This window comes from Mesorhizobium sp. Primo-A, from assembly GCF_003997175.1.
In the GTDB taxonomy this organism is placed as follows: Bacteria; Pseudomonadota; Alphaproteobacteria; order Rhizobiales; family Rhizobiaceae; genus Mesorhizobium; species Mesorhizobium ciceri.
Genome location: NZ_RZTG01000004.1, coordinates 342,239 through 366,976, shown reverse-complemented (window position 1 = coordinate 366,976; position 24,738 = coordinate 342,239). Strand labels below are relative to the sequence as shown.

The window sequence follows — 24,738 nt, the reverse complement described above, 5'->3', positions numbered from 1 at the left end:
AAAGTGAAAGTCACTCCTAAAGTGAAATCACTCCAAGGATCAGGCAAAAGAAAAACCCGCGCCAGCCGTGCCAGCGCGGGTTCCCCAAATCAGAATTGCGAATGCTTGGGAAGCGCTGGTCTTAGGCGACAGCGCTTTCAAAAGCGTTCGGCGTGGTGTTCTTCAGATATTCGAGCGCCACCTTGGCCTTGGCGACCAGGGCCGCGAAAGCCTGCGGCTCGTGGATGGCCATGTCCGACAGGATCTTGCGATCGATCTCGATGCCCGACTTGTTGAGGCCGTCGATGAAGCGGCCATAGGTCAGGCCATGCTCGTGGGTCGCGGCGTTGATGCGCTGGATCCACAGCGCGCGGAAGGAGCGCTTGCGGTTCTTGCGGTCGCGGTAAGCGTATTGCAGCGACTTTTCCACCGCCTGCTTGGCGATGCGGATGGTGTTCTTGCGGCGGCCGTAGAAGCCTTTCGCGGCTTTCAGGACCTTCTTGTGCTTGGCGTGCGAAGTGACGCCTCTTTTTACGCGTGCCATGTCATGATCTCCTTAAAAGCAATTCCAGGAAAAGTGCCTTGCGGTTTTCCGTTCGGAATTGCGTAAAACAAATGCGTGTCCGGACCGAATGCCTTAGAGGCCGTTCGGCAGAAAATTCTTGATGACCTTCTTGCCATCCGGTTCAGCCAGAACCATCGTGCCGCGGGCATTTCGAATGAACTTGTTGGAACGCTTGATCATGCCGTGACGCTTGCCGGCCGCAGCCGACAGGACTTTACCCGTACCTGTGATCTTGAACCGCTTCTTGGCGGCCGATTTGGTCTTCATCTTGGGCATTTTGCTACTCCGTATTGTTGGCGCACTATCGCGCTTCTTGTTCGCTTCAGGCCGACCAAAGCCCGAAAAGCAAATGAAACCGCCACGGCATGCCCTGCCGGGCGGTTTTCTTGAACGGCGGTGCTATACGTCAAAGACGGCCCGCGCGCAACACCTGTGGAGATGCGGCGCTGTGTCCTCGTCAGGGCAGCGTGAACCAGACCGGCAACATGCCTGACAGCTGGGCGCCGTCGATCAATTCGAAGGCCGGCAGCGCGATCAGAAACACCAGGCCGTCGAGCAGCGTGGTCAACAGCAGGCGCGGCTTGAAGTTTCCGGTATCGCCCTCCTGGTAGAGCGACAGTTTCGGGAAGAAGCGCGGCACCCGCGCCAGATAGGCCTGATACGGCGCGCCGAGCGCTTCCTTGAGGAACTTCTCCTCGCGCAGGATGACGATATGGAACGCCCCCGCGCACAAAAGCCCGAAGAGGATGATACCGGAGAACGAACCGATCTGCGCGCCGACACCGGCTGCGGCTACGGTCGAGAACACATAGAGCGGGTTGCGGGTGATCGAGTAAGGCCCGCCAGTCACCACCTCGGACGATTTGCGCCCGCCTATGTAGAGTGTCGCCCAAAGGCGGCCCACGATGCCGAGGAAAATCAGCAGCACGCCGAACATTTCGATCGTCTCGTGCACGGCTGTGTCGGGCGGAAACGTCGATTGGCCAAATAGCAATGCTGCAAACAGCACGACCACGAGAACGGCAAGCACTATGCGGCGCATATGCTGGTAATTGCCCAGCCCGCGTTTGAAGTCCACGTCCGAAACCTTGACTTCATCGACCATAGTGAATCCGATCGTCAGGAATTTTGCCGGCGATCGCAGCGTCTGAACAAGAAGAAGGCGTCCCGCCGATCGCCGGGACGCCTTGCGATGTGATTCAGGCGGATTTAAGCGCGATGGCCAAGCCTGACGTCATCGTGATCCTAGATACGCGCCGATGCAGATCTTAGCGCGGCGACAGCACCATCATCATCTGGCGGCCTTCGAGCTTCGGTTCCGCTTCGACCTTGGCAATCGTCGCCACTTCCTCGCGGACCTTGTTCAGAAGCTGCATGCCGAGTTCCATATGCGCCATCTCGCGGCCACGGAAGCGCAGCGTCAGCTTGACCTTGTCGCCTTCCTCGAAGAAGCGGCGAACCGCCTTCATCTTGGTCTCGTAGTCATGGCTGTCGATGTTCGGGCGCATCTTGATCTCCTTGATCTCGATGACCTTCTGGTTCTTGCGCGCCTCGGCCGCCTTCTTCTGGTTGGCGTATTTCAACTTGCCGAGATCAAGGATCTTGACGACGGGGGGCACCGCGTTGGGCGATATCTCGACGAGATCGAGCCCGGCCTCTTCGGCCAGCAGCAATGCGTCGTTGATGGAAACATCGCCGCGGTTCTGGCCTTCGGCGTCGATAAGCTGGACCCGGGGAACCCGGATGTCACGGTTGGAGCGCGGGCCATCCTTGGTCGGCGCCGCTGCTTTGAAAGGTCTGCGAATGGTCGTGGTCTCCTTGGCCGTTTCGTTCAGGATTTGTCAGTGTTGATGCATGGACGCGCCAATGTGGTGAGCGCGCGGGCGGAGTCAATAGCACAGCATTGACAGAAAATCACCCTGATCGCTGTCCTGCACCAAACAAAGAACATAGTGAGCACTTTTCGCCACGCCACCGACCGTGCCACAAGAATCCCGCGCCAGAAGAGGGCCTGAGGAAAAAGCCATGACCGCAACGCCCCCCGTCTTTATGGATGTCGATGGATCGCGCATCGCGGTGCGCCATACTGCTGGCTCTGCGCCCGGCATCGTCTGGCTCGGCGGCTACAAGTCGGACATGCTGGGCGCGAAGGCGCAGACGCTGTCGGACTGGGCGGCAAAAGAAGGCCGCGCCTTTCTGCGCCACGATTATTCCGGCCATGGCGAATCCGGCGGCGCCTTTGCCGACGGCACGATTTCGACATGGCTTGCACAAAGCCTTGCCGTGTTCCGGCATTTCACCAAGGGCAAACAGATCCTGGTCGGCTCCTCGATGGGCGCCTGGATCGCGCTGCGCATGGTGCAGGAATTGCGCGAGGCTGATGACAGCAACGTCGCCGGCCTGGTGCTGCTGGCGCCGGCACCGGATTTTACCGCTGAACTGATCGAACCGGTGCTGACCAAGGCGCAGAAGCGCGATCTCGCCAAAAAAGGTTTCTTCGAAGAGCCGTCGGACTATTCCACGGAACCCTACATCTACACCCGCGCCCTGATCGAGGACGGGCGCGACAACCTGACAATGACAGGCCCGATCGACACCCATTGCCCGGTGCATATCCTGCAGGGCCTGGCCGATGCGGATGTGCCGGCAAGCCATGCACTGAAGCTGGTCAGCCTGCTGCCCGCCGACGACGTGACCCTGTCGCTGATCCCTGACGGCGACCATCGCCTGTCGCGACCGCAGGATCTCGACATGCTGGTGCGGGCCGTCGATGCGATGGCGCAGAGGGGAAACTGATGCGCCTTTCCATTCCGATATCCGCCTTCGTCGCGGCGATCGTCGGCTTCGGCGGCACGCTGGCCATCGTCATCGCCGCCGCCAACGCAGTCGGCGCGACGCAGATCGAGACGGCAAGCTGGGTGACGACGATCTGCCTGGCCATGGCGATCGAGAGCCTGTGGCTGTCATGGCGCACGAAAATGCCAGTCATCACCGCCTGGTCGACGCCGGGCCTGGCGCTGATCGCGGCATCGAGCGGCTTTTCGATGGGTGAGGCCGTCGCCGCCTTCATCGTCACCGGCGTCCTTCTGATCGCCACCGGGCTGTTTCGGCCCCTGACGAAGCTGATCTCGAGAATACCGCCTTCCGTCGCCTCGGGCATGCTGGCCGGTATCGTCGTCACCTTCGCGCTCAATGCGGTGAAGACCATTCCCATCGACCCGTGGCTGATCCTGCCGCTGATTGCAGCCTTCTTCGTCATCCGCCTGTTCAACCCGGCGCTGTCGGTGCTGGCGGTGCTGATCGGCGGTGGCCTCGCCGCTTTCCTCACCGGCCGTGTCGGCGGCCTGCCGACACCGGAACTGTCGACGCTGACGCTGATTGCGCCTGATTTCACCGCCAAGGCGGTGATCGGGCTGGCACTGCCGCTCTATCTCGTCACCATGGCTTCGCAGAACCTGTCCGGCCTCGCCGTGCTGCGCGCCGCCGGCTACCATCCGGAGCCCGGCCCGCTGATCGGCGTCACCGGCCTGTTTTCGCTGCTGTCGGCGCCGTTCGGCGGCTCGACCACCAATCTGGCGGCGATCTCGGCGGCGATCTGCACCGGGCCGGACGTCCACCCCGACCCCGCCGAGCGCTGGAAGACCGGGCCGTTCTATGCGCTCGCCTATCTCATCTTTGCGATTTTCGGCGCTTCGCTGGTGGCGATCTTCGCGGTGCTGCCACAGAGCCTGATCGTACTGGTGGCGGGCCTGGCGCTGATGGCGTCGCTCGCCAACGCGCTTTCTATCGCGCTGAAGGAAGAGGCGGATCGCATGGCTGCCACCGTCACCTTTGTCGTCACCGCGTCGGGTCTGACGCTGTTCGGCGTTGGCGCCGCATTCTGGGGCCTGATTGCCGGGCTGGTCGTGCTTTTCCTCGATATGATCAAAAAGCGATAAACATTTCAGATGCTTGTCCGGATTTGGCGGACATTGTCTTGAATCGCCGTTTTTCTCTTCCCATTTCGATTCCACGCAGCCGGGTTTGGCTGTCTCCAACCGAAGGAATGGGAGAAAATGAACACATCCGCATTGATCCGTCCGGCCTGGACGCCGGCAACCATCGCGTTGATGGTTGTGGGTTTCATGGTGTTCTGGCCACTCGGCTTCGCCATGCTCGCCTACATCATCTGGGGCGACCGCCTCGATGGCTTCAAGCGTGACGTCAACCGCGCGACCGACGGCATCTTCGCCGGTTGCCGCCGCGGTTCCGACAAGGCCGCGCGCTGGGGCAATGGTTCCGCCCGCACCGGCAACGTCGCTTTCGACGACTGGCGCGAAAAGGAACTTGAGCGGCTGAACGAAGAGCGCCGCAAGCTCGACGAGATGCTGACCCAGTTCGACGAATACGCCCGCGAATTGCGCCGCGCCAAGGACCAGGACGAGTTCGACCGCTTCATGGCCAACCGCAACAAGTCGACGGCGCCGACGAAGACCGATCCGAGCACCGGAACGACGACCACCAAGCGTGGCAAGGGTTCGAACCTGCTTGACGACTGAGATCCGGCGACTGGTCACATCGTGAAAAAACGGCGTCGCGCGAGCGGCGCCGTTTCTTTTTTGTTCTAGTCGTTTTTCTCGAATCGCGTATCGTCCCCCCATGACTCTCGGCTTCTTTCGCAATCTGGCAAAGCCCAAGCCCACGCCTGTCGTGGAGCGCGAATATTGCGTCGCCGGCCGCACGCTGCCGCTCAAGATCGTCGAGAGCGCCAGGGCGCGCCGAATGACGCTGCGTATCGATTCAGGCGGCCAGGGTCTGCGCATCACCGTGCCGCCAGGCCTGCGCCGCGGCGAAGTGGACAGGTTCCTCGAGCGGCATCAGGACTGGCTGGAGCAGCGACTGGCCAAGGTGCCGACGCGGCCGCAGGTGCGGCCCGGCATCAGGATCCCGGTGCGCGGCGTGCCGCACCGCATCGTCCATGAACCGTCAAAGCGCGGCACCGTCACCGTGTCGCGCGACGAACGTGGTCCGCTCTTGATCGTGCATGGCGACCGCATACATCTGCCGCGCCGCCTCGCCGATTTCCTCAAGCGCGAGGCCAAGAAGGAAATCGAGAAGCTGGTGGCCAAGCACACCGAGGCGCTTGGCAAGCGCGCCAAGGCGATCCGCTTCAAGGACACGTCAAGCCGCTGGGGGTCATGCACCTCCGAAGGCAATCTGTCCTTTTCCTGGCGCATCATGATGGCGCCGTCGCCGGTCATCAACTATCTCGTCGCGCATGAAGTGGCGCATCTCAAGGAGATGAACCACGGCCCGAAATTCTGGAAACTGTGCGAAAAGCTCTGCCCCGACACCGATCGCTGCAAGGACTGGCTGAAGCGCAATGGCGGTGCGCTGCAAGCGATCATGTTCGAGTAGATCGCTCAATCGTCGTTGGCGGCGTTCAAGTCTTCGGGCCGCAACCCCTCATCGCCATGATGCGGCCACGGCAGGAAATTGCCGTCGAACTCATCGCCGCCGAAATAGTCGAGCGCGCGGTGCGCCTCGGCGCCATTGAAGGCGGCCTTGTCGATCAGGTGCGCGATGACCTCGCGCGCCTGCGCAATCTTCTGCCTGAGTTCGGCTACGGTTCTGTCGGCCATGATCGTGCTCCCGCCTTGCGTCCTGTCCATCCATAGGTAGCGCCTTTGGCCGTGCCGGCAAACAGCATGCTTTTTCTCGACTCTTATCGCTTTTCATGCCAATTCCCGCGCCATGGCACTCGACATCAAAATCTGCGGCTTGAAGACCGACGCGGCAATGGCCGCGGCGCTGGCCGGCGGCGCCAGCCATGTCGGGTTTATCTTCTTCGCCAAAAGCCCGCGCTATGTCGAACCTGCCGAGGCTGGCCGTCTGCGCGAGGCCGCGCGCGGCAAGGCGATGGCGGTTGCCGTCACCGTCGATGCCGGCGACGCCTTCCTGGATGAAATCGTTGCCAAAATGCAGCCCGACATGCTGCAGCTGCACGGCGCGGAAACGCCCGAGCGCGTCGCCGAGGTCAAAGCCCGCTATGGCCTGCCGGTGATGAAGGCGCTGCCGCTCAGCGAGGCCGCCGATCTCGAACGAATGAAGCCATTCATCGGCATAGCCGACCGGTTCCTGTTCGACGCCAAGCCGCCGAAAGGCTCCGAACTGCCGGGCGGCAATGGTGTTGCCTTCGACTGGCGCATTCTCGCCGGCCTTGACGGCGGCGTCGATTACATGCTTTCCGGTGGGCTCAACGCCGCCAATATCGGCGATGCCCTTCGGCTTGCCAACCCGCCTGGGATCGACATTTCTTCAGGCGTGGAAAGCGCGCCGGGCGTCAAGGATCCGGCGCTGATCGAACAGTTTTTCCGGGCCGTCAGGGCCGCGCGGAACACCCGCGCAGCCTAGTGGTGCCTCAAACCAGAGCATGTCCCGGAAAAGTGGGAACCGGTTTTCCGACAAGGACATGCCTCATAGTCAAGATGCCAGGAGATCGGCGATGAACAAGCCGGCGACACCCAATTCCTTCCGCACCGGGCCCGACGAACAGGGCATGTTCGGCATTTTCGGCGGTCGTTTCGTTGCCGAAACGCTGATGCCGCTGATCCTCGATCTGGAGCGGCACTGGAACGAGGTCAAGAACGATGCGGATTTCAGGGCTGAGCTGACTGACCTGTCGACCCACTATGCCGGACGGCCGTCGAAGCTTTATTTCGCCGAAGGCCTCACGAAGCATCTTCGTGAGGTTTCCTCGGCCAGGGGCCTCGCGGGCGGCGCGAAGGTCTACTTCAAGCGGGAGGATTTGAACCACACCGGTTCGCACAAGATCAACAACTGCCTCGGCCAGATCCTGCTGGCCAAGCGCATGGGCAAGAAGCGCATCATCGCCGAGACCGGCGCCGGCCAGCACGGCGTGGCCTCGGCCACGGTTGCGGCCCGCTTCGGCTTTCCCTGCGTCGTCTACATGGGCGCCACAGACGTTGCCCGGCAAAGCCCGAACGTCTTCCGCATGAAGCTGCTCGGCGCCGAAGTGCGCCCGGTGACCGCCGGCCACGGCACGCTGAAGGACGCCATGAACGAGGCGTTGCGCGACTGGGTCACCAATGTCGAGGACACCTATTACCTGATCGGCACCGCCGCCGGCCCGCATCCCTATCCGGAGCTGGTGCGCGACTTCCAGTCGGTGATCGGCATCGAGGCGCGGGCACAGATCCTCGAGCAGGAAGGCCGGCTGCCCGACACCATCATCGCCGCTGTCGGCGGTGGTTCGAACGCCATCGGCCTGTTCCATCCCTTCCTCGACGACAAGGAGGTCCGCATCATCGGCATCGAAGCCGGCGGTCGCGGTCTCGACGGCATCGAGCATTGCGCCTCGATGAATGCCGGCGCGCCGGGCGTGCTGCATGGCAACCGCACCTATCTCCTGCAGAATTCCGACGGCCAGATCATGGACGGCCATTCGATCTCGGCCGGCCTCGACTATCCCGGCGTTGGGCCGGAGCATTCCTGGCTGCGCGATTCAGGCCGGGTCGAATACGTGCCGATCCTCGATGACGAGGCGCTGGAGGCTTTCAAGCTGACGACGCGCGTCGAAGGCATCATCCCGGCGCTGGAATCGGCGCACGCCATCGCGCATGCGGTGAAGATCGTGCCTGCCATGGACAAGGATCAGATCGTCATCGTCAACCTGTCCGGCCGTGGCGACAAGGACGTGCACACGGTGGCCAGCATGCTGGGCATGGAGATCTGATCATGGCCACCCGCATCGACCGCCGCATGGCGAAGCTCAGGACCGAAGGCCGCCCGGCGCTCGTCACCTATTTCATGGGCGGCGACCCCGACTACGATACCTCTTTGTCGATCATGAAGGCGTTGCCGGGCGCAGGTTCCGATATTATCGAGCTCGGCATGCCGTTCTCCGATCCGATGGCCGACGGCCCGGCGATCCAGGCGGCGGGCTTGCGGGCGCTGAAAGGCGGCCAGACGCTGGCCAAGACGCTGAAGATGGCGGCCGACTTCCGCGCTGGCGACAATGAAACGCCGATCGTGCTGATGGGCTACTACAATCCGATCTACATCTATGGCGTCGACCGCTTCCTCAAGGACGCGATCGCCAGCGGCATCGACGGGCTGATCGTCGTCGACCTGCCCCCGGAGATGGATGAGGAACTGTGCATTCCGGCATTGAAAGCCGGCATCAACTTCATCCGGCTGGCGACGCCGACCACCGACGACAAACGCCTGCCCAAGGTGCTGCAGAACACGTCGGGCTTCGTCTATTACGTGTCGATGACCGGCATCACCGGCTCGGCACTGGCCGACACCGGCAAGGTGGCGGCGGCGGTCAAGCGCATCAAGGGCCACACCGACCTGCCGGTCTGCGTCGGCTTCGGCGTCAAGACCGCCGAGCAGGCCCGGGTGATCGGCGCCAATGCCGACGGCGTCGTCGTCGGCACCGCGATCGTCAATGCGGTGGCCAATGTGCTGGGGCCGAAGGGCGAGAAGACCGCCGATCCGGCCGAGGCCGTCGCCACGCTGGTCAGCGGCCTAGCGCAAGGCGTGCGCTCGGCCCGCCTTGCTGCTGCCGAATAGTTTCCCTACGTCAGGTCTTGTGCATGCCGTTATCCCAGAACCGGTTCCCACTTTTGGGCGACATGCATTAGCAACTCTTCGTCAGGACAGGAGCCGAAGCGATGAACTGGATCACCAATTACGTTCGCCCGAAGATCAATTCGATGCTCGGCCGGCGCACCGACATGCCCGAGAATCTCTGGATCAAGGATCCGGAGACCGGCGAGATGGTGTTCCACAAGGACCTGGAATCGAACCAGTTCGTCATTCCCTCGTCCGGTCATCACATGAAGATCTCGGCCAAGGAGCGGCTGAAATTCTTCTTCGATGGCGGCAAATACGAGACCCTGGACAACCCCAAGGTCATGCAGGATCCGCTGAAATTCCGCGACGAGAAGCGCTATGTCGACCGGTTGAAGGACGCCAAGGCCAAGACCGGCCTTGAGGACGCGATCATCAATGCGCTGGGCACCGTCGAGGGTCTTCCGGTTGTGGTCACGGTGCAGGACTTCGCCTTCATGGGCGGTTCGCTCGGCATGGCCGCCGGCGACGCCATCGTGCACGGTTTCGAAGTGGCCCTGCAGCGCAAGCGGCCGCTGATCCTGTTTGCTGCTTCCGGCGGCGCCCGCATGCAGGAAGGTATTTTGTCCCTGATGCAATTGCCTCGGACAACGGTCGGTGTCGACCGGCTGAAGGAAGCCGGCCTGCCCTACATCGTCGTTTTGACCAACCCGACCACGGGCGGCGTGACCGCCTCCTACGCCATGCTGGGCGACGTGCACATCGCCGAGCCCGGCGCGCTGATCGGCTTTGCCGGACCGCGCGTCATCGAACAGACGATCCGCGAGAAACTGCCCGATGGCTTCCAGCGCTCCGAATATCTGATGGAGCACGGCATGGTCGACATGGTCGTATCCAGGCTGGAAATGCGTGAAACGATCGCGCGCCTGCTCAAGATGCTGCTCAAGCTGCCGGAAGAGCAAAAAACGCTGGAGCCGGAAATCCTGCCGCCGGCGGTGGTTGCCGCGGAAGCTCGGCCGCAAGCCTGAAGCGACACGAAGCGCCGCGACCGCGATTGCACGAGGGCTTCGGCGCGCTGTAGCCTTTGATTGCCATGGCCATCCGAAACCGATTCTGGTTTTCAGGCTCATGCGCTAGGATTCCACCATGACGACGCTTGCCGCCGACCGCGAAATCGAAGCCCTGATGGCGCTTCATCCGAAAGGCTTCGACCTTTCGCTCGACCGCATTTCGCGGCTGCTGGAGCGGCTTGACAATCCGCAGGACCGGCTGCCCCCGGTCATCCACATCGCCGGCACCAACGGCAAAGGTTCGTGCGCAGCCTTTTCACGCGCCCTGCTCGAGGCTGCGGACTACCGCGTCCATGTCCACACCTCGCCGCATCTGGTCAACTGGCATGAGCGTTACCGGCTGGCCGCCGATGGCGGCGGCAGGCTGGTCGAGGACAGGGTTTTCGCCGATGCCATTGCCCGTGCCGCCAGGGCCAATGAAGGCGAGAAGATCACCGTCTTCGAGATCCTCACCGCCGTCACCTTCCTGTTGTTTTCCGAACACCAGGCCGACGCTGCGATCATCGAAGTCGGGCTCGGCGGCCGCTTCGACGCGACCAATGTCATCAAGGAGCCGGCCGTGTCGGTGATCATGCCGGTGTCGCTCGACCACGAGGCCTATCTCGGCGACCGTGTCGAACTGATCGCAGCCGAAAAGGCCGGCATCATCAAGCCCGGCTGTCCGGTGGTCATCGGCGCGCAGGAAAGCGAGACGGCTCTGCAGGTGCTGATCGAAACCGCCGAGCGGCTTGAATGCCCCACCTTCGTCTACGGCCAGGACTTCCTTGCCTTCGAGGAAAACGGCCGCATGGTCTACCAGGACGAAGACGGCTTGATGGACCTGCCGCCGCCCAGGCTGCCCGGCCGCCACCAGTTCGCCAATGCGGCGGCGGCGATCGCCGCGGTCAAAGCGGCCGGTTTCGAGATCAGCCATCGCGCCGCCGAAAAGGCGATGATCAATGTCGCCTGGCCCGGCCGCATGCAGAAGCTCGTGCAGGGCCGGCTGGCCGAACTGGCACCCAAGGGCGCCGATATCTGGCTCGACGGCGGCCACAATCCCGGTGCCGGCGTGGTGGTTGCCGAAGCGCTGGCCGAGCAGGAAGAGAAGAACCCGCGTCCGCTGTTCCTCATCTCGGGCATGATCAACACCAAGGACCAGAGCGGCTATTTCCGTGCCTTCAAGGGCCTCGCCCGGCATGTCTACACGGTGCCGGTGAGCCTCAGCGAGGCCGGCGTGCCGAACGACGAACTGGCGATCCGCGCAACGGAAGCCGGGCTGACCGCCGAGCCGGTGAGTTCCGTCGCCAGCGCGCTGATGCTGCTGCGCGACACCTGGGACGGCCCGTCGCCACGCATCCTGATCAGCGGTTCGTTGTATCTGACCGGAGCGGTGCTGGCCGAGAACGGCACCCCGCCGACCTGAAGCAGGCGACTATTCATGCCTTGGGTGGCTGCGGCGGCTGAGGCCGAACCTTGGCTTTCGACCTTCAGAAATCCCACGGTGAGATCAGATCAAGGCTGGTGGTGCCAAAGTCGCTGAGATTGCGCGTTGCCAGCCGGCCACCGTTCACGCGCGCTATCGCCGCAATCATGCCATCGGGGGCTGACATGCCGGCACCTTGGCGTGTCGCGGCACCCATGATCTCGCCGTAAGCCAAGGCAGCATCTTCAGTCAGTCCAAAAATCCGGCCGGCAAATCGATGGCGCCACCGGGAAAGTCCCTGCTCCAGCCGATCGGCACGCTCATCAGGCCGTATTTTTTGGATGCCGAAGGCGATTTCAGCAATCGTCACTGTGGGAAGGGCCAGTTCAGCGTCATTGCGGACAAGCCATGCCAGGACAGCTTGGTCCGGCGCCTTCTTCAGACTCTCCGAAATCACGTTGGTATCGACGAAAATCAAAGCTCAAGTCCCGAATGAACCTGGCGGCCTTCGCGAATGATCTTTTCCAGATCGATGTCGGCGCCATGGTTTGCAGTCAAGCTGGCATAGAAGGTGGAAGCAGGTTCACGGCCAGCTTCACGAATTTCGTAGGATTCGAGCGCACGTTCGACCACATCGGCTATCGAACGATTTTCACGACGAGCAAGTCTATGAGCCAGGTCGCGTGCTTTTGCGCTTCGGACTGAGAGTTGTGGTTCGGCCATTTCGAACTCCCTTTTAGAACGGATATAGGCCGATCCACTGCTGCCATCAAGGTGGCAGTTGATGGCGTGCCATCACGCGGTGGATTTCCAGCGCATTGATAGGCGACGTTACTTCAGCTCTATCTCGATAAAGGCGTATTCGCCTTCATTGGCGTTGATGACGTCGTGCTCTACGCCCTCCTTGCGGAAATAGGGCGCGCCCTTCTTCATCTCGGCAAAGGATTCGCCGTCCTTGGTCAACAGCTTCACCTTGCCGTCCATCAGCGGCACGACGACATAGTCGTGGCCGTGGCGATGCCAGCCGGTGTTCTCGCCCGGCGCGAAGCGGTATTCGGTGACGATGACACGCTCGTTGTCGATGAAGACGGTGGCCTTGGCGGATCCGGTCATGGGGTTCTCCTGTCTGCCTCGAGCAGATGACATGGAGTGCCCGGACGCGAGGGCCAGAGCCACGCACCGATGACGCCAACAAAAAGCCCGGCGCGAGGCCGGGCTTGATATCAGGAATTTCAGATGGGTCAGGCGAGGTTGCCATTGATCCAGTGCGACAGCGCGGTCTTCGGCGCGGCACCGACCTTCATGTCGGCCATTTCGCCGCCCTTGAAGATCATCAGCGTCGGGATCGAGCGCACGCCGAACTGGGCGGCAAGCTCCGGATTCTCGTCGATGTTGAGCTTGGCGATCTTGACCTTGGCGCCAAGTTCGGTGGCGATATCTTCGAGCGCCGGCGCAATCATCTTGCAGGGACCGCACCATTCCGCCCAGAAATCGACGACGACCGGTACGTTGGCGTCAAGCACGTCAGCCTGGAAGTTGCTCTTGTCGACCTTCACGGTTGCCATATGGAAAAATCCTTTTGAAAGTTTTTGTCCCACCAAATGTGGTGGTGATCGCGCCCTTCTTCAAGCAGGTGTTGTGTCACGCTCCCGTGAGTCGAGCAAGGGCGTCGTCCAAGGCGCTGGCAGGCAGTTCGATCAGCCGCGGCGCCTCGGTGAACAGCAAGGCCGCCTTGACCGTGCGGCCGGGATAGAGCGGCTGCAACAGCGCGCGGTAGAGCGCCAACTGCAGGACATAGGCCGGCGGCACCTCGGCCAGACTGGCGGGCGCCGGCCGGTTGGTCTTGTAGTCGACAATCGATACCGTGTCCGGCGTTACCGCCAGCCGGTCGATCTTGCCGGAAATCGAGCGCTTCTTGCCCTTGACCTCCAGGCTGCCCATGATCGCAACCTCGGCACGCGACGATGGCGCAAACAGCTGACCGAAGCCGGGATCGGCAAGGATCGATGTGACCGACGCCAGGGCCTTTTCACGCTCTGATGGCGGCCAGTCCGCACCGGTTCGCAAGAGATAGCGTTCTGCCGCTCCCGCACGTTCGGGCTCGGCAATACCGGGCAGCATCTGCAGCAGTTTGTGGAGGGCGAGCCCACGCAGCACGGCAAAGCCGGGCTCGGCGTCGGCGTCGAGCACCGGCGACGCCTTGTCGACAACGGCTTGCTTGCCTTCGTCGATCAGCGCCGAGGCGCCCGATGGCGACAACGGACGCGGCAGATCCTCGAAGGGCAGCAAGGGCCGGAACAGCGTCGCCGGCAAAGGCGCGAAAGCGTCGGCCTGCCGTAGCTGATCGGCGGAACTTGGCGCGACGGGGGGCAGCTTGGTGACATGGAAACGGTGCACCGGCTCGCCGCCGGCGGGATGCGCACGCTGCTCGCTCTCCGACGCGCCGATCAGCGCGCGGCTGACGATCGAGTGCCAGGTGCCGGCGTTCGGCGCCCGCTTGCCATGATAGCCGCAGACGATCAGCCGGTCCTCGGCACGGGTCATGCCGACATAGAGCAGCCGGCGGTATTCGTCGTCGGCGAGTTCCCGTGCCCTTGAGGCCGCCGCTTTCGAAAAACCGTTGGCGACCTCGCTGGCCGAGCGCCAGAGATAGCCCTTGCCGTCCCAGTTCGCGCCGGAGCCATCGAAGGGCATCAGGCGCGGCAAATGCTGGTCGCTGAACGGCGCGGAACCGCCATCGACCAGGAACACGACGGGCGCTTCCAAGCCCTTGGCGGCGTGCACGGTCATGACCCGGACCTCGTCGCGGGTCTGGTCCATCTCGCGCTTGATCTCGGGACCGGCGTTTTCCAGTGTCGACAGGAAGGCTTCCAGCCCCGGCAGGCCGGTTCGCTCCTCGGCAAGGCAGAAGCTGAGGAACTCGTCGAGAATATCGCCAGCTTCGGGCCCGAGCCGCGCGATCATCTTGCGGCGCACGCCATCGCGCGCCAGCAGGGCGGCGTAGAATTCGAACACTGGCTTAAACGCGGCTTCGTTCGTCCAGATGTCGACCTGGGCGACGATCTTCGCCAGTCTCTCGCTTTCGCCGGCGTGCTGTCGCAGCGATGCGATCAATGACAGGCCGGCCGGCCTCTGCGCGGCGAGCGTGAAAAGCGCCTCTTCCGGCAGATCGAAGATCGGGCTGCGCAACACGGCGGCAAGCGACAAATCGTCCTGCGGCTGGATGAGGAGGTGACCGAGCGCGATCAGGTCCTTGACCGCGATGTGCCCGGGCAGGCTCAACCGGTCGGCGCCGGCAACCGGAATGTCGCGGCGTTTGAGTGCGCGGGTCAGGGCATGGACGAAGCGATCGCGCTTGCGCACCAGCACCAGCACATCGCCCGGCCGCAGCCGCTTGCCGCGGCCTTCGATGATTTCGCCACTGCCGATCCAGCCGGCGATGGTGGCGGCGACGTTCTCGGCCACGCGCACCGCCGGCGCGTGGGCATGGTCGATGGCTTGCGTCCAGTCGTCGGGCTCATCGACAACATCGGCGCCGACCGACGGCCACACCTCGACATAGCCCGGCGCGTCGGTGCGGATCGCCTGGTGGCGAAGCGGATCGGGATCATGACTGATGCCGCGCCGCACGGCTGGATCGGCGAAGACGCGGTCGACCGCGGTCAGAACATCGTCGGTCGAGCGGAACGACCAGGTCAGCTTGAGGTCGGCGAAGGACGCCTCGGCGTCACGCACTCGTCCGGCAAACAACAGCCGGCTGTCGGCGAAGGAGTCCGGGGCCGCACCCTGGAACGAATAGATCGACTGCTTCTCGTCGCCGACGGCGAACACCGTGCGATGGACCCTGTCGCGTGCGCCAAAGCCGGCAAAGAATTCCTCCGCCAGCCGTTTCACCACTTCCCATTGGTCCGGACTGGTGTCCTGCGCCTCGTCGAGCAGGATGTGGTCGATGCCCTGGTCGAGCTTGTACTGCACCCAGGGGCCGGCGTCCGGCCGCGCCAGCAGGTTGACGGTGCGGGTGATCAGGTCGTTGAAATCGAGGAAGCCGCGGCTGCGCTTGAGCATTTCGTAGCGGGCGATCAGCCAGTCGGCGATGGTCAGCGCGGCAGCCGTGCCTTCAAGCATCCGGAACAGGGCCAGCCGATCGGTGGTTTCGACTATGGCGTTGGCGGCCGAGAGATAACGCTCCGCCAGATCCGGCAACCGGTCGACCAGGGCCTTCTTGAAGGCCTTTGCCGGGTCGTAAGCGTCGCCATCGGTCTTGAGGAAGGCTCGCGCGAGCAGTTGCAGGCGGCGAATGGGATCGCCCTCGGCAAAAGCCTGCCGCGCATAGGGCAGGATGTTGTTCAGTACCGATCTGGCGTCGGTGGCCTCGGCGGCGTGGGCGAAGCCGGCAAAATAGTCGGGCAGGAAGCCCGGCAACGGCCATACCGAAGCGGCTATGCCCTCGGCCGTCTGGCCTGGATGGAAATGGAATTCGTCGAACAGGGCCTGGAAATGCGTGCCATCGCGCCCGACCGCCTCGATGAAATGGCGCAAGCCGTCGCGCTTGCGCACAATCTCACCCAGCAAGGCGTCGAGCCCGGCTTCGCCGCCCCGATCGAGAATGGAGGCAAAAGCCTCGGCCAGATCCCTGTCACCGGCGGACGTGCCCGAAATCATCTCGCGGCGCGCCGCGGCAAACAGCGATGCCTCCATCTGGCCGTCGAGCATCTCGAAATGGGCCGGGATGTTGGCCTCCAGCGGGAACTGGTGCAGCACCGATTCGCAGAAGGCGTGAATGGTCTGGATCTTCAGCCCGCCGGGCGTTTCCAGCGCCTCGGCGAACAGGCGCCGCGCCCGGCGCATGGTCTCGAGATCGGGCCGGCGCCCCTCCAGCGCCTCGACCTTTGCCGCCAGATCCACGTCACCAAGCGTCGTCCACTCCGACAGTGTCGAAAAGACCCGGTTCGACATGTTGGCGGCGGCGGCGCGCGTATAGGTCAGGCACAGGATCTTCGACGGATCGGTGCCGCGCAGCAGCAGCCGGATTACGCGCTGCGCCAGCACATGGGTCTTGCCGGAGCCGGCATTGGCCGACACCCAGGCGGAATTGCCGGGGTCGGCGGCGCGGGCCTGGCTGGTCGCGGTGTCGCTGGGAATGGGATAGGCCTTCTTCATGCCTCCCCTCCCTCGTCGCCGGCATCGCCGCCTGCCGACCATTCGAGCACGCGGGCAAGATGGTCGTAGTCGCCATCCGTCTCGCCTTCGCGGAACGGCAGCGCGCGCGACAGATACCCGGTCGCAGGGTCCGCATAGTGGATCAATAGCTTTTCCAGCCGTGCCCAGGCCTCTTCGGCAAGATCGGTCGCGGTCCGCGGCTGGCGGTTGTGTTCGAGGATGGATTCCTCGAACACCTCGCCATTCGGCTTCAGCCTGATGAAAGCCAGTTGAGAGGGCTCACGCACGCCCAAATCCTTGAAGGCGCCGCGCCTGAGCAGCGCGCCCTCGAGCGCCAGTTGCGGCGCAAGCAGTGTGTGCGCCTGCGCCTTGGACGGCGAGGAGCCGGTCTTGTAGTCCAGTATGTCGGCCATGCCGCCGGCCAGAAGGTCGACGCGGTCGGCGTAGCCGGACAGCGTCACGCCGGACTGGCCGACAACGGTCTTTCCGGCGCGCTCCTCGGCATGGCGCCTTGTCACAGCATCAGCGCGCGTGCGCTCCCACTCGATGATGTTGGCGGCGAGTTTCTCGAAGCGCGGCCACCACACCGCCTCGACGTCGGCCGGAAGGGCGGCTTCGGCAAAGCAGGCGCGGCCGGCGGCGATGAGGCCGGCAAGCGCATCGGGAGCGCGCGGATCGGCGACGCTGCCTGAGAACAGGTGCAGGATGGCGTGAAACAGCGTGCCGCGCTCGGCCGCACCAGGGTCGCGAATAACCGGATCGAGCGGCATCAGGCCGAGGATGCGTCTTGCATAGACGGCGTAGGGGTCACGGCGCAGGGTCTCGATCTCGGTGACCGAGAAATGCGTCGGGCGCACCGACAGCGGCGGCTTCGGCTGCGGCCGTGGCGCGAAATCCTGCCTTGGGCCGGCATCCAGCGCGCGCGCCCAGGCGAGCAGCTCGTCGCCACGCCGGCGCAGCTCCGCTGCCTGGTCGCTGCCGATGAAGGTCAGCAGCCGCTGAAGCCAGCGCGACGGCACGGCGGGTGCATCGCCGGCACGTGCCGAGCGGGACAGCACCACCTTCCCGGCGCCCATGGCCATCTGGAAATCATGCGCGGCAAGGCCGATACGCCGCTCGGGCGGTTCGAGGTCGATGCCGGTCTTCATCAGCCGCGACATGAAGCGGTCGCTCTCTGGCTTGCGCGGCCATACGCCCTCGTTGAGCCCGCCGATGACCAGCGTGTCGACCGTCTGCAACCGGGCTTCCAGCGCGCCCCAGATGGCGATGTTCCGGTCGGTGCCTTGTGCCGGCTTGACCGTTTCAGGCGCGATCAGCGCCGCCATGATGTCGGGCCACTCGGTCGCCGCGAAGGACAGCGAAGCCGAAGCCGCGACCAGCCCGCGCAGCAGTTCGGCAAGCTTCTCGCCGGCGTCACCGGCATAGAGTTCGCCAAGGCCGCCGTCGGCGATGCGGCCGAGATTTTCGAGTGTCACGACACTGGCCCTGACAAGCGCGGCAAGGTCGGCGTCATCCCGGCCTCGGAAGGCTGCGAGCGGCGCCAGCGCCTGCTTGAGACGTTCGAGCAAATTCCGCGCAGTTTCGATAGAGCGCACGGTCAGCCGGGAAAACCAGAAGGGCTGCCGGCTGCCGCCGCCCAAGCCGGTGAGGCGGGCTTCGAACAGTTCCGGTAGCGAAACGATGTCGGGGCGGCCTGTGCCGCCGCGCAACGCCACCAGTTCGATCAGCTCCGCCGCGTGGCGCACATCGGCCCGTTCGAGGCCGAGGCCGAGCAGCGGATGCTTGAGCAGCGACAGCAGGCCAACCGGATCGCCTGGCCGGAACAGTGCCTCGAGCGCCAGCCTGAGCAGGCTGGCCGCCGGAGTGTTGGCGAGCGGTGTGCCACCGGAATCGTCGGCAACGACGCCGAAGCGCTGGAGCTCGATCGAGACGCGCCGCGCCAGCGCGCGGTCGCCGGTGACGAGAGCCGCCCTTTGGCCGGGCTGTTCGACCGCGCGCTTGAGCGCGACGGCGATGGCGACGGCCTCATCACGTTCGCTGGCGGCTTCGAGCAAGGTCACCTCGGCGAAGGCGCCGGCAATGTCGGACGCCGGGAAACCGGCACGTGTCTCGGCCCAGAGTTCGGTGGTTTCGGCCGGCCGCAGCGCTTCGCCGACAAGGGCAGCGCGAAGCGCACGTCGCGGTTCGGCCACGCCAATCTCCTCGACGTCGCCGCGCAATACGCCGATCTTGCCGATCAGCCTGGCCAAGCCATATTGCGGGTGGCCGAGTACGGCTGGACGCGCGCCAGGCGCGGCAATCGCCTGGAACGACGCTTCGTCCAGCGTCCGGTCGAGACCCGGCAGCACGATGGCGCCGCCGGGCAGGCGCGCGATCGCGGCAAGCAATTCGGCCGTCGCTGGTATCGAGCCGGTCGAGCCTGCGGCGATGACCGGGCCGGCGGGCGGATTGCGCTGCAGCCGCGCCGCCTCGGCGCGGATCAGCGCGCTGCGATGCGCGGCCGGATTGGAGCGGTCGCTTTCCGCGAGGAATTTCGGCCAGGCTTCGGTGACGATGCCGAGGAATTCGAGCGTCACCTGCCACCATCCGGCAAGATTGCCGGTCACCAGATCGGTGAGCTTGGCCCAGTCGGTGCCTTCCGTCTCGATCTCGTCCATCAGCCGGGCGAGATCGCGCGCCAGCCAGATCGCGTCGGCGGTGGAAGCCGGGATGACGATCTCCTCGGCGAAAAGGGCGGCGACATGCGCCGGCAGCCGGCGTTTCCAGGCGCGCACCAGCGGCGTCAGCAGCAACAGGCGTTCGGTTGCCGAAATCGGCGGCGCCAGATCGATGGCCGCCGCTGCCTCGGTCTCGAACGCAGCCTCATCCTCGTCGAATTCGCCGAGTGGCCGGATGACCGGCAGGATCGCCGAGCCGCCGCCGCCGCGTGCCGCCAGGCTGTCGACGAAGACACCCCGCAAGGCACGCGCGGCACGGCGTGTCGGCACATAGATGGTGGCATCGGCCAAAGCGAGCGGGTCGCCGTCGAATCGAAACCCCGGAACAAGACGGCCGGCAAGCAGCGCCTCGGCAAGCGTCGGCAGAAACGGCGCTCCGGGCGGGATCGAGAAAACGCGGCTGGAGCCGCTCATTGCGACTCGATGAGCGCACCGGCGACCGCCGCTTCCGCGAGCGGTACGGCATCGGGCGTGCCGACGGTGATCCAGTGGCCATGCATGGGCATGCCGAACAGGCGCCCTGCGGCGATGGCGGAATCGAAATAGGCGTTGAGCGAGTGCGGCCCGGCCGGTGCGCCCTTGAACAGGCGCGGATCGACGATCGCCGCGCCGGCATAGATCAGCCCCGCCGGATCCCCCTTTGAACGCCGCAAGCCGCCATCCGGCGCCACCAGGAAATCGGTGCTGCCGCAGTGTCCGGTCGCCTGTTGGAGATCCGCCAGCATCAGCAGAATATCCATTTTCGCCGCGTCCCATGCAAGGGCGAGGCGCTGGAGATTGAGAGGACCGTCATCGATCCAGAAGGTGTCGGCATTGAGGATGTAGAAGGGTCGCTCGCCCAGTTCCGGCAGCGCCTTGACGATGCCGCCGGCGGAATCGAGCAGTTGTTCGCTCTCATCGGAAATGACGATTTTTGGCGCGCGGCGCGCGGCGACATGGGCGAGGATCTGTTCGGGAAAATAGTGGACGTTGACCACGGCCTTCGCGACACCGGCGGCAGCCAGGCTGTCGAGGCTCCAGTCGAGCAACGTCTTGCCGGCAATCCTGACCAGCGGCTTGGGAATGGTGTCGGTAATCGGCCGCATGCGTTTGCCAAGGCCGGCGGCAAGTACGATGGCGGTGTCCGGTCCTGCTGTCACAGCGCTCGCTCCTCCAGCAAACCGTGGGCGTCGTAGAACTCGCGCAGGCTTGCCAGCGCCGGATGAGACAAGGCCCGGCGCAGATAATCGCGAATGCGCGGCAGGTGTTTTAGATAATAGGGCTTGCCGTCGCGCTTTTCGAGGCGGACGAAGATGCCGAGGATCTTGGAATTTCGTTGCGCCGCCATGATGGCGTAGGATTCCAGGAAGCTTGCCTCGTCGAAAGCACCGGCTGCGTGGCGCGCCGCGACATAGGCATCCAGCGTCTTTCTCTCGATCTCGGGCGACATCGTAACACGCGCGTCCATGGCCAGCGAGGCGACGTCATAGGCGGACGGGCCGATCAGCGCATCCTGGAAATCGACGATGCCCAGCCGATCATGCCCTGAACGGTCGCCGCGCCAGATGATGTTGGGCGAATGGAAGTCGCGCAGCATCAGCGTATATTCGCGGCCGTGCAGCCGGTCGAGGAGCGCGCCCCATTGCTTGTGGTAGCCGGCGCGCAAGGCACCGCTTGCCGGGCTGCCCGTTATTGCCGGCACGTACCAGTCGACCAGCAGATCGGCCTCGATCATCATGGCCTCGCGGTCGAAAGGCGGGACATCGTGGAAGCCGCCATGCCCTGTTTCCAGGCGCTGCGGCCAGGTCCTGCCATGCATCATGGCCAGCAGCTCGGCCGCCGCCGCGCAGCGCTCGGGCAGCGGCTGGCCATCGCTGCCGAGGAACCCTTCCGAGCCAAGATGCTCGAGTAGCAGGAATCCCTGCTCCTGGTCCTCGGCATGGATTTCCGGAACGCTGACGCCGCCTGCCCTTAAGGCGCGGTCGATGGCGACGAAAGCGGAAACCGACTGGGCGGTGTGGGCGATCTCGGCATAGGGCTTGCCGTCGCGGACCGGCGGGCCGAGCACCAGCCGTGGCGAGTTCATCAGCACTTGCGGCTTTTGGCCCGGCAGCGAAACGATCTCGTAAGAGCGGGCAGAAGCATCGCCAATGAAATGGCGGCGCTGCGCTTGCGCCCAGCCGGCGCTCACGAGAAAGTCGCGCATGGCCAGCGACCTTGCGGCCCGATCGAAGGCAGGTCCCTGCCCCGACAATCGTGCCAGCCGGCCGTTGCCATGCTGGACGAGCTCGATCAGGACCGTGGTTTTCGGCAGATGGGCTTCCGCCCGCTCCGGCCATTCGACCAAAGCAGCACCTTGCGCCAAGGCTTCGTCGAAACCAAGCTCATCGATCTCGTCGGCCGAGGACAGGCGGTAGAGATCGAAATGATGCACCGGAATGCGGGTGTCGTAGCTCTGCACCAGCGTGAAGGTCGGGCTCGGAACGTCGAGGCCGGCATCGTCGGCCAAGGTCCTGATCAAGGCCCGCGCCAGCGTCGACTTGCCGGCGCCCAGATCGCCCTTCAGGGCAAGCACGTCGCCTGGGCGCAGCGACAGCGCCAGATCTTCGCCCAGCCGCGCTGTCTGGGTCTCGTCGGCGAGTAATCGCTCCAGCACCAGTCCGGTCATCGAACGCGCTACTCGGCCGCGGCACGGATGCCCGGCATGTCTGGAAAGGTGCAGATGACGGTCGTGCCCTTGTCCTTGCCGGTTTCGATGCGAACGCTGCCGCCATGCAGCTCGACGAAGCTCTTGACGATCGACAGGCCGAGGCCGGCGCCGCGCCGGCGGCCGCCATTGGCGCGCGGCTCGAAACGGCGGAACACCGAATCGAGCACATCGGGCGGCATACCGGGACCGTCGTCATGGACCGAGAATTCCACCCCGTCCGCCAGATGGCGGCAAGTGAGCCGGATGGTGCTGGCTTCCGGGGCGTAATTGGCGGCGTTGCTGAGCAGATTGTAGAGGATCTGGCGGACGCGGACCTCATCGCCGTGAAACGTCTTCGGCGCCGAGGCTGCTTCAACCTCGAGCCTGATCGAATGCTCTTCCAGCCGGTCGGCCACCAGTTCGGCCGCAGCGGCGATGGTGCGATCGACCTGCACCTCGGAAATATCGAGCTGCATGATGCCGGCGTCCACCGTCGCCAGGTCGAGTATGTCGTTGACGATGGTGAGCAGGACCGCGGAGGAGGAGCTGACATGCTCGACATATTCCCGCTGCTTCTGCGTCAGCGGACCGGTCGTGGGCTGTGACAGGAGTTCGGTGAAGCCGATGATGTTGGTCAGCGGCGAGCGCAGTTCATAGGAAACATGCTGGACGAATTCGTTCTTGAGCTGGTCGGATTTTTGCAGCGCCTCGTTCTTGTCCTTCAGCGCCCGCTCGACATGGACGCTGTCGGTGACGTCGACGAAGGTCATCATCACCTGCCCGTTGGGCAGCGGGATCATGGCGTAACTCAACACGTTGCCGTTGTTGAGCTCGGTCTGTCCGTGGCGGTCGCGGCGCTCGTCGTCGAAGCCGGTGACGGCGGCAACAAAGCCGGGCCAGGGGCTGTCCGCCGCCTGCCGGTCGCAAAGGTCGCGGATGGTGGAAACATGGACGCTGGGCTTGGCCGCTTCGCCGCTCAATCCCCAGAGCGTGGCAAAGGCAGGATTCGACAGCCGGAGCCTGCCGTCGGGTCCGAACACCGCTACGCCTTCGGCAAGATTGTCGAGCGTCTCGCCCTGGACCCGCACCGCTGTCTGGTAGCGGCTCTCGAGGTCCATCTTCTCGGTCAGGTTCTCGAACACCCAGGTGACGCCGCCCTTGGGCTGCGGATTGGCGACGACGCGGATGGTCTTGCCATCCGGCAGATGCCACCAATGTTCCTGGGATTCCACAGCGCGATAGGCACCGAGCAGGCCTTCCTTCCAGCGGCGCCATTCAGGCTGTTCGGCGATCTTGCCTTCGCTGCGCAGCCGGTCGAGCAGCAAGGCATTGTCTGGAGCGCTGTGCAGGAAGCCTGCCTCCAGGCCCCAAAGCTTCTGGAAGGCCTGGTTGAAGAACCGCAGCTTCTCGTCGGTGTCGAAAATGGCGACCGCCGTGTTGAGCTGGTCGAGCGTGTCGGCGTGGCTTCGCACCGTCCGTTCGTATTCGCCGCGAACGGCTTCGATGGCACTGGTGTCGCAGGCAAGGCCGGCCGAGCCATCGCTGCCGGCGAAATCGGTGACCGCGAACACACGGCGGTCGCCTTCGATCACGGTGGACAGCGACTGCTCGAAAACCGGATGCGTCCTGTGCTGGGCGGCAATCGCATCGCGCGCCTGGCCGCCGAGGAACTCTTTCTTCTCCCGAACCGCGGCTTCGGCATTTTCGGCTTCGACGGCATCGGCATAGGCGCGGTTGACCCACTTCAGCCCGCCATCCTCGCCGCGGAGCCACGCCGGCATGTTCAGCGCGTCGAGCAGGCCGATCATCGTGTCGTGGTCGGCGGCCAGCCGCTGGTTCTCGATCTTCAGTCTGGCCTGGCTGCGCTGCGTCTCCGAGAGCGAGAGGAAACGCACGAGCACATGCGCGGCACTCTTGCGGCCATGCACTTCGAGCGGCGCACCGGCCTGCGATTCGATGACCAGGTCGAAGGGTTTGGCCTTTTCGCGCAATCCCGCGACGGCATGTTCGAGTGCCGCCGCCGAACGCGGCATCAGCCAGCGGCCGAAAGCAAGAAAAGCGGCCCTATCCTCGGGAGCGCCGCTTTCGACGGGCAATGTGCCGATGAGCTCGGGCTTCTTGTTTTCCGCAGCCCAGACGACGACGCGCTGGTCGCGCAGATTGAGCAGCGCCTCGGAACGGCGGAGCGCCGCGTTGATGTCGGCGAGGCGGCTCCTGAGTTCGACATTCTCCGCCGAGGTGCGGGCTCTTTCGCGGATGAGAACGATGGCCGATATCAGTGCGGCACCCGTCACGCCGACGAACACTGCAAGCTGCATGACATCAATGGCACTCACCGACAGTCCGGCGACGCTGGCAACAGCGGTCTCGGCATGCGCGGCGGCGCCGGCCAAGGGCCCCGCGAGCGCGGAGGTGGCAAGGAATGTCGACGCGCGGGCGCGCCAGGACAGGCTCCCCCCTTCCAGGGCGGAGCCAGCAATCCCCGAATCGTCATGGCCGCCGGAAACGGCCCGTCCCGCTCTGTGCGGGTGTTGCCCCGGCATGTCTTGGTCCTCTCCGCCGCCTGAATGCAAGACCGCCCTGATGCGTGCCTCTCTTGA

The 24,738-nt window shown here is 64.3% G+C and carries 23 protein-coding genes; 9 read left to right on the top strand and 14 right to left on the bottom strand.

Annotated elements, in window-relative coordinates; all coding sequences use genetic code 11:
• Positions 1 to 121: 121 nt before the first annotated feature.
• The 4 genes from rplT to infC all read right to left on the bottom strand — a co-directional run bounded on the left by rplT (position 122) and on the right by infC (position 2,349).
• Entirely contained in the window at positions 122 to 523 is a 402-nt protein-coding gene (rplT, locus tag EOC83_RS10010; RefSeq protein ID WP_013528310.1) for a 50S ribosomal protein L20, read from the bottom strand.
• Positions 524 to 616: 93 nt separating this feature from the next.
• Positions 617 to 820 carry a 50S ribosomal protein L35 gene (gene rpmI / locus EOC83_RS10005; RefSeq protein WP_006201248.1) on the bottom strand — a complete coding sequence of 68 codons (204 nt, stop codon included), beginning with the start codon at positions 818 to 820 and terminating at the stop codon, positions 617 to 619.
• 181 nt (positions 821 to 1,001) lie between these two features.
• Entirely contained in the window at positions 1,002 to 1,649 is a 648-nt protein-coding gene (locus EOC83_RS10000; protein ID WP_063169789.1) for an isoprenylcysteine carboxylmethyltransferase family protein, read from the bottom strand.
• A gap of 163 nt (positions 1,650 to 1,812) precedes the next feature.
• Positions 1,813 to 2,349 carry a translation initiation factor IF-3 gene (gene infC, locus EOC83_RS09995; RefSeq protein WP_013528312.1) on the bottom strand — a complete coding sequence of 179 codons (537 nt, stop codon included), beginning with the start codon at positions 2,347 to 2,349 and terminating at the stop codon, positions 1,813 to 1,815.
• Positions 2,350 to 2,569: 220 nt separating this feature from the next.
• On the opposite strand from infC, the gene EOC83_RS09990 reads away from it, so the two are divergent.
• From EOC83_RS09990 to EOC83_RS09975, 4 genes are all read left to right on the top strand, one after another.
• Complete coding sequence (locus EOC83_RS09990; protein ID WP_063169788.1) at positions 2,570 to 3,340, top strand: alpha/beta hydrolase; 771 nt, start codon at positions 2,570 to 2,572, stop codon at positions 3,338 to 3,340.
• Positions 3,340 to 4,482 carry a benzoate/H(+) symporter BenE family transporter gene (locus EOC83_RS09985; protein WP_013528314.1) on the top strand — a complete coding sequence of 381 codons (1,143 nt, stop codon included), beginning with the start codon at positions 3,340 to 3,342 and terminating at the stop codon, positions 4,480 to 4,482. Before EOC83_RS09990 ends, EOC83_RS09985 begins: the two co-directional genes overlap by 1 nt.
• Before the next feature lie 117 nt (positions 4,483 to 4,599).
• A complete protein-coding gene (locus EOC83_RS09980) occupies positions 4,600 to 5,082 on the top strand; it encodes a DUF2852 domain-containing protein (protein ID WP_063169787.1) in 483 nt (160 codons plus the stop codon).
• Between the two features lie 100 nt (positions 5,083 to 5,182).
• Complete coding sequence (locus tag EOC83_RS09975; protein ID WP_063169786.1) at positions 5,183 to 5,941, top strand: M48 family metallopeptidase; 759 nt, start codon at positions 5,183 to 5,185, stop codon at positions 5,939 to 5,941.
• 5 nt (positions 5,942 to 5,946) lie between these two features.
• On the opposite strand, the gene EOC83_RS09970 is transcribed toward EOC83_RS09975, so the two are convergent.
• The gene (locus EOC83_RS09970) at positions 5,947 to 6,165 is read right to left on the bottom strand and encodes a hypothetical protein (protein WP_013528317.1); all 219 of its coding nucleotides are present in this window, start codon (positions 6,163 to 6,165) and stop codon (positions 5,947 to 5,949) included.
• Between the two features lie 112 nt (positions 6,166 to 6,277).
• On the opposite strand from EOC83_RS09970, the gene EOC83_RS09965 reads away from it, so the two are divergent.
• From EOC83_RS09965 to EOC83_RS09945, 5 genes are all read left to right on the top strand, one after another.
• Positions 6,278 to 6,937, top strand: coding sequence for a phosphoribosylanthranilate isomerase (locus tag EOC83_RS09965; RefSeq protein WP_024501981.1), 660 nt, complete (start codon positions 6,278 to 6,280; stop codon positions 6,935 to 6,937).
• 91 nt (positions 6,938 to 7,028) lie between these two features.
• A complete protein-coding gene (trpB, locus tag EOC83_RS09960) occupies positions 7,029 to 8,279 on the top strand; it encodes a tryptophan synthase subunit beta (RefSeq protein ID WP_013528319.1) in 1,251 nt (416 codons plus the stop codon).
• 2 nt (positions 8,280 to 8,281) lie between these two features.
• Positions 8,282 to 9,121 carry a tryptophan synthase subunit alpha gene (gene trpA, locus EOC83_RS09955; protein ID WP_027161022.1) on the top strand — a complete coding sequence of 280 codons (840 nt, stop codon included), beginning with the start codon at positions 8,282 to 8,284 and terminating at the stop codon, positions 9,119 to 9,121.
• A 101-nt stretch (positions 9,122 to 9,222) separates the two neighbouring features.
• The gene (gene accD / locus EOC83_RS09950; RefSeq protein ID WP_013528321.1) at positions 9,223 to 10,149 is read left to right on the top strand and encodes an acetyl-CoA carboxylase, carboxyltransferase subunit beta; all 927 of its coding nucleotides are present in this window, start codon (positions 9,223 to 9,225) and stop codon (positions 10,147 to 10,149) included.
• Between the two features lie 118 nt (positions 10,150 to 10,267).
• Positions 10,268 to 11,593, top strand: a complete 1,326-nt coding sequence (locus tag EOC83_RS09945) for a folylpolyglutamate synthase/dihydrofolate synthase family protein (protein WP_063169785.1) — start codon at positions 10,268 to 10,270, stop codon at positions 11,591 to 11,593.
• Between the two features lie 64 nt (positions 11,594 to 11,657).
• Here EOC83_RS09945 and EOC83_RS09940 read toward each other — a convergent pair whose 3' ends face one another.
• The 9 genes from EOC83_RS09940 to EOC83_RS09900 all read right to left on the bottom strand — a co-directional run bounded on the left by EOC83_RS09940 (position 11,658) and on the right by EOC83_RS09900 (position 24,681).
• Positions 11,658 to 12,071 (bottom strand): type II toxin-antitoxin system VapC family toxin, encoded by a 414-nt coding sequence (locus EOC83_RS09940; protein ID WP_063169784.1) that lies wholly within the window; start codon positions 12,069 to 12,071, stop codon positions 11,658 to 11,660.
• Entirely contained in the window at positions 12,068 to 12,316 is a 249-nt protein-coding gene (locus EOC83_RS09935) for a type II toxin-antitoxin system VapB family antitoxin (RefSeq protein ID WP_013528324.1), read from the bottom strand. The genes EOC83_RS09940 and EOC83_RS09935 overlap by 4 nt, the downstream gene beginning before the upstream one ends.
• Before the next feature lie 108 nt (positions 12,317 to 12,424).
• Positions 12,425 to 12,706, bottom strand: coding sequence for a cupin domain-containing protein (locus EOC83_RS09930; protein WP_013528325.1), 282 nt, complete (start codon positions 12,704 to 12,706; stop codon positions 12,425 to 12,427).
• 128 nt (positions 12,707 to 12,834) lie between these two features.
• Positions 12,835 to 13,158 (bottom strand): thioredoxin, encoded by a 324-nt coding sequence (gene trxA, locus EOC83_RS09925; protein ID WP_013528326.1) that lies wholly within the window; start codon positions 13,156 to 13,158, stop codon positions 12,835 to 12,837.
• A gap of 76 nt (positions 13,159 to 13,234) precedes the next feature.
• Positions 13,235 to 16,753 (bottom strand): double-strand break repair helicase AddA, encoded by a 3,519-nt coding sequence (gene addA / locus EOC83_RS09920; RefSeq protein WP_063169783.1) that lies wholly within the window; start codon positions 16,751 to 16,753, stop codon positions 13,235 to 13,237.
• Positions 16,750 to 19,884, bottom strand: a complete 3,135-nt coding sequence (addB, locus tag EOC83_RS09915; protein ID WP_013528328.1) for a double-strand break repair protein AddB — start codon at positions 19,882 to 19,884, stop codon at positions 16,750 to 16,752. Before addB ends, addA begins: the two co-directional genes overlap by 4 nt.
• Positions 19,881 to 20,609 (bottom strand): nucleotidyltransferase family protein, encoded by a 729-nt coding sequence (locus tag EOC83_RS09910; RefSeq protein WP_013528329.1) that lies wholly within the window; start codon positions 20,607 to 20,609, stop codon positions 19,881 to 19,883. Before EOC83_RS09910 ends, addB begins: the two co-directional genes overlap by 4 nt.
• On the bottom strand, positions 20,606 to 22,117 hold the full coding sequence (locus EOC83_RS09905; protein ID WP_013528330.1) for a bifunctional tRNA (adenosine(37)-N6)-threonylcarbamoyltransferase complex ATPase subunit type 1 TsaE/phosphotransferase: 1,512 nt from the start codon (positions 22,115 to 22,117) through the stop codon (positions 20,606 to 20,608). Before EOC83_RS09905 ends, EOC83_RS09910 begins: the two co-directional genes overlap by 4 nt.
• Before the next feature lie 8 nt (positions 22,118 to 22,125).
• On the bottom strand, positions 22,126 to 24,681 hold the full coding sequence (locus tag EOC83_RS09900; protein WP_013528331.1) for a PAS domain-containing sensor histidine kinase: 2,556 nt from the start codon (positions 24,679 to 24,681) through the stop codon (positions 22,126 to 22,128).
• Positions 24,682 to 24,738 lie beyond the last annotated feature (57 nt).